Source organism: Candidatus Aquicultor secundus (genome assembly GCF_002791875.1).
Taxonomy (GTDB): Bacteria; Actinomycetota; Aquicultoria; order Aquicultorales; family Aquicultoraceae; genus Aquicultor_A; species Aquicultor_A secundus.
This window is the reverse complement of record NZ_PFNG01000078.1, coordinates 1-4,884: the sequence shown is the minus strand read 5'-3', so window position 1 is coordinate 4,884 and position 4,884 is coordinate 1. Positions and strand designations below refer to the sequence as shown.

Annotated in this window: 5 protein-coding genes and 2 pseudogenes; all 7 read right to left on the bottom strand. The window is 51.2% G+C overall.

Annotated features, from left to right (window positions below; genetic code table 11):
* Positions 1-62: 62 nt before the first annotated feature.
* Positions 63-656, bottom strand: coding sequence for an imidazoleglycerol-phosphate dehydratase HisB (hisB, locus tag COY37_RS03205; protein ID WP_286678343.1), 594 nt, complete (start codon positions 654-656; stop codon positions 63-65).
* Positions 657-761: 105 nt separating this feature from the next.
* The gene (gene hisC, locus COY37_RS03200) at positions 762-1,817 is read right to left on the bottom strand and encodes a histidinol-phosphate transaminase (RefSeq protein ID WP_286678344.1); all 1,056 of its coding nucleotides are present in this window, start codon (positions 1,815-1,817) and stop codon (positions 762-764) included.
* Position 1,818: 1 nt separating this feature from the next.
* Positions 1,819-3,108, bottom strand: a complete 1,290-nt coding sequence (gene hisD / locus COY37_RS03195) for a histidinol dehydrogenase (protein WP_286678345.1) — start codon at positions 3,106-3,108, stop codon at positions 1,819-1,821.
* Positions 3,109-3,370: 262 nt separating this feature from the next.
* On the bottom strand, positions 3,371-3,784 hold the full coding sequence (locus COY37_RS03190) for a DUF4346 domain-containing protein (protein ID WP_286678346.1): 414 nt from the start codon (positions 3,782-3,784) through the stop codon (positions 3,371-3,373).
* A gap of 22 nt (positions 3,785-3,806) precedes the next feature.
* Positions 3,807-4,052, bottom strand: coding sequence for a hypothetical protein (locus COY37_RS03185; RefSeq protein WP_286678347.1), 246 nt, complete (start codon positions 4,050-4,052; stop codon positions 3,807-3,809).
* Positions 4,053-4,129: 77 nt separating this feature from the next.
* Positions 4,130-4,303, bottom strand: a pseudogene (locus tag COY37_RS12035) (carboxymuconolactone decarboxylase family protein); the annotation flags it as partial.
* 81 nt (positions 4,304-4,384) lie between these two features.
* Positions 4,385-4,884: pseudogene (locus COY37_RS03180) on the bottom strand (DUF5714 domain-containing protein); the annotation flags it as partial.

The following is a 4,884-nucleotide window of genomic DNA, read 5'->3' as shown; positions in this document are numbered from 1 at the left end:
CTATAAGAATGACAATTAGTCGTTATTCGCTTCGTTCAGAATGACAGGCCAGGGTGCTGCTCTTACTCCAGCGTTCCTTTGGTGCTGGGGATTACGTCTGCAATCCTTGGGTTAATTTCTACGGCTTCCAACAGGGCTTTTGCCAGGCCTTTGAAAATCGCTTCCACTATGTGGTGGGCGTTTCTTCCGGCCATCGTCTTTACGTGCAGGGTTATTCCCGCGTTGGTGGTGAAGGCCTGTAAAAACTCGACTGTTAACGCAGTATCATACGTCCCGATTATTTCGACGGGCAGGTCGACATCGTATACGAGATACGGCCTGCCGCTGATATCTATTGCGACAAGCGCAAGCGTCTCATCCATCGGCATGAGGCTGCTGCCGTAGCGGCGAATTCCCTTGCGTTCGCCAAGCGCTTCCTTTAAAGCCTGGCCGAGACATATCCCAACATCCTCGACCGTATGGTGGCCGTCTACTTCAAGATCGCCCTCGGCCACTATGGTAAGGTCGATAAGCCCGTGCCTGCCGACCATTGAGAGCATGTGATCGAAAAACGGTATTCCGGTTACGACATCTACATTCCCCCGGCCGTCCAAATTAAGTTCAACCCGGATTCTCGTTTCCTTGGTTTCCCTTGCAATCTCGGCTCTTCTATCCATTAAACCCTCCAGATCAGGTAATAATTACTGTCCTAAACCCACACTCTCGACCACAGCCCATTCACCAATTCACCGCTATTCACCCATTCACCGCTATTCACCCATTCACCGCTCAATTACTTCGCTAAGCGCTTTCATGAACTCCTTGTTCTCCTCGGGCGTGCCGACCGTTACACGGAGGCAGTTTTCGAGGAGCAGTTGGTTGCTGGTGTTTCGGATTAGGATACCGCGATCGAGCACTCCTTGCCAGACCTCAGCGGCCGGTTTTTTCGTCCTGAAGAGGATGAAGTTCGCATGGCTTGGGAATACCTCAATGCCCGCTAGCTTCTTCATCTGCGCGAACAAGCGATCGCGATCGGCCAAAATAACCTTTATTTTCTCCTCGAATATCGTCCTGTGCAAGAACGCTATCCGGGCTATTACCTGCGATAATTTGTTGAAGTTAAAGAACAGCTTTACCTTTAACAAATTCTCGATTACCTCATCGCTTGCAAGCAGATACCCGGCCCGTAATCCCGCTAGCGAGAACGCTTTTGAGAACGTCCTTAAAATCGCGAGGTTTTTGTACTTCGCCAGAAGCGGGAGCGCCGTTTGCCCGCTGAACTCGGCATATGCCTCATCGACAACGACCAGCGCGTTTGTGATTTTAAGCAGCGCCTCTATCGCCTCAAGTGAGACCAGATCCGCTGTCGGATTATTAGGGCAGCATATGAATATGAGCGCCGCGTCCATCATGTAGGCGTGAGGCAGCACTTTCTCGGCGGTGAAGTCGCCCGGCGAGCGCAGTATCGTTATCATCTCGGTACCGGTCATGCGCCCGGTTATCCCGTAGACCTCGAACATCGGCTCGAAGGTGACCGCCTTCCGGCCGACGCCGCCGTAGGCCAGATAAAGGTTCTGAATAACCTCGTCGCCGCCGTTTCCAACAAAGACCTTCTCGGGCCCAAGGCCGTAGTGTTCCCCGATGAGCGTGCGCAGTTCGAGCGAAAGCGGGTCGGGGTAGCGATTATATGCTATGGCGTCGAACTGGCCCTTTATCTCGTCGATTATCGATTGCGGCAGGTTGTACGGGCTCTCGTTTGCCGATAATATGATGCGTGCACTGACCTCCGGGATATGGTAGGGCTTAAGGGAGGCAACCTCGGGGCGTGGGCCGATCATACTATCCCCCCTCCGGTATGTCCATCCGGTATTCGACGGATTTCGCATGTCCGGTAAAGCCTTCGCTGTCGGCTATCGTGATTGCGGCGTCGGCTACATTGCCGAGCGCCTGCTTTGAGAAGTTAAGCACGCTTGATTTTTTCAGGAACGTGTCAACGCTAAGCGGCGAGTAGAAGCGCGCGGTCCCGCCGGTCGGCAGGATGTGGTTCGGCCCGGCAACATAGTCGCCGACCGCTTCCGGCGTGTATGCGCCTAAAAATATTGCGCCCGCGTGTTTTATAGAACTTAACGCCTCAAGGGGATTTTCAATCATAAGCTCAAGATGCTCCGGCGCAATGCTGTTTGCAAGCCTCAAGCCTTCATTAATCGAGGGCACGATAAATATCCGCCCGTTGTCGTTGAGGGATTTCTCGGCGATATCCCTGCGATCCAGCCTGCTCAACTGCAGTTTAACCGCTGCTAGAGCCTTTTCGGCGAGGTTTTCTGAATTGGTTATAAGGATGGCGGTTGCATCCGGGTCATGCTCGGCCTGCGCCAGCAGGTCGGCCGCTATAAAGGTGGGATTCGCGGTTTTATCGGCCACAACGACAACCTCGCTCGGCCCGGCAAGCATGTCGATATCCACATAGCCCACGACCATCTTCTTTGCAAGCGTCACGTAGATATTACCGGGACCCGAAATAACATCGACCTTCTTGACAGACTCCGTACCAAAAGCGAGAGCCGCTATCGCCTGGGCCCCGCCTATTTTATAGACCTCGGTTACGCCAACCTCGGCTGCCGCTACCAGCACCTCCGCACGGATTGCACCGGGAACGACCATCATTATCTCCTCCACACCGGCAACACGCGCCGGGATGGCGTTCATCAAAACGGATGAGGGGTACGGCGCCCTGCCGCCGGGAACATAAATGCCGGCCCTATCGACAGGCCTGATGAGCTGCCCGAGAAACGCCCCGTCTTCCACCATAAACCAGGAATTCTCCTTCTGACGGACGTGAAACGCGGTGATTCTCTCCTTCGCCTGCTTGAGAGCGCCCAAAAATTCGCTTTCAACCAGGGAGTATGCCGCGTCGAACTCTTCGGGCGTAACCTTGATTGTCTCGGGGGTAAGCTCGATTTTATCGAATGTCTTTGTATATTCAAAAAGCGCCGCATCACCATCACGGCGCACGCGGTCGACGATATCACGAACTGTGGCTTCAATATCAGGACGGTCGAACAGCGGCTTTGCAATCAGCCTGCGCACTTCTTCTTCGGTAAAACCGGCATTTAGTTTTTCGAGCTTCAACACGTAAGATCACCACTCCAAAAAGTGTCGGCCCGCTAGCCAGCGATTTTGTATGCTGGCTGTCGGCCTCTATCTAATATCGGCAATTACCGAAACTACGGTACATACGTGTAAGGTACATATTGCATTATCGGCGTTACTGCCAATCACCTGTGACAACATTTAAGTATTATACACTGAAAGCATGCTTTAGTAAAGTAAAGCGTTAAAGTGATTTCTACTAAAATAGCTTTGAATTCTTCTATGTGAGATGCGGTGAAATTTACATGCCGTCTTGCACATATCTAAACCCAAGCTTCATCGAAAGCTCGGCTTTCTCTAATTCCTTACCAAGGTATGCAGCATGGGAAAGCTCGCTTACCCAGCCGTTCTCGATGATCGTGAAATAGATGCTTCTTGCATCTTTGCCCTCTATCGTGTGCAAGAGCTTATTATCATATGAGTAATGTTCAATCACGAGAAGATTATCTTTTGTCTCCGGAATAATGACAAAGTAACCCACTTTATCCAGTTTTGGCTCTTTTGGCTCCGGGGCTTGAGTTCTTGGAGCCGTCTCTGTAAGAATGGGCTCGTCACTGCTGCATGTTCCCGGTTCACAGCTACAAGAAGGCACTTTGCTTTTAGAAAGTTCAGCGATTTTTTTCTTTATAGCCCCGATATCCTCAGAGCCGATCATATCTATGATGTTAATTCGCCGTCTAAACGTGGCAATCTCGTTTAGCGTTACGTTCTTTAATATGGCTCGCCTGCCAGGCGATCCAACTACCCCCGATGTTTTCGGTTTCGGTTTTACCGACGATGCTTAAGCCCTCCGGCTTCTCGTCTGCTAAAGCCTCAGCCAACTCAATGCTTGCAAGGGTTGAGACATCACACTTGCCACCCGCGCAGTTGCAGGCAAAGCCTAAAAACCCAGCACCAACTGGGCACTCTATGGTGTTCAGCACTCACCATCTTGAGCTACTTCTGCCTCTTTGGGCTCGATTACTTCTTCTTGTGGGGTAACGGCTGGCCCTTTCTCAGCCATGAGCCTCATTTTATATGCACCGACCGTCATGGCCAACATGACGACTTCGTTAATCTCTGTTTCTGTTGCCCCGTGCTGTCTTGCAACTGCAAGGCAGTAATCGGTTCAGGGCTGGCACCCATTTGCTAACGATGCCGCAAGGGCAACGAGATGCTTGGTTTTTACATCCATCGCTCCCGCCTGATATGCTAGGGCAAAGAATTGGTCGTAAACTTCCATTGGATTTGAAGTTCTATGCTCAACCACTTTATAAACCTCCCTGCTATCCCCAAAATAAGGGCACCTACCGCCTCGACAAGCGTGAGGGTGCTTTTCAATATATGTGCAAGATATTTTCCGCTTTTGAATCGGAAGAGCAATGCTAAACTTCTCTTTTAATATGTCCGTGGCAACAAATAAGGATGCCCGCACATAAGCTTTACAGCAGCTTGGGCCTGTAAGGTCTCTGATTGCCTCTGAGATCCGAGTTGCCGCGTCCATTGTAATCCTCTGTTCGATATCCTTGCCGCATTTTGAGCCAAGAAGTATCGAGAAAACTGCCCCTATTGCCGGCGTAATGCCACAAACCCCGGTCAGACCACAGTATCCCCCGATAGCCTGTCTTTCGGTTCTCTTAAATACTTCTTTTATGTCTTCATTTGTAATCTTCTTTGAGCCTTCGTTTTTTATCGCGGCCAGAAATGCACCGGCTGCAACATAGGCATGCTGGCAGCCAAGCATCGGAAGCCCCGGGTGAGACATCATAAGTTCGG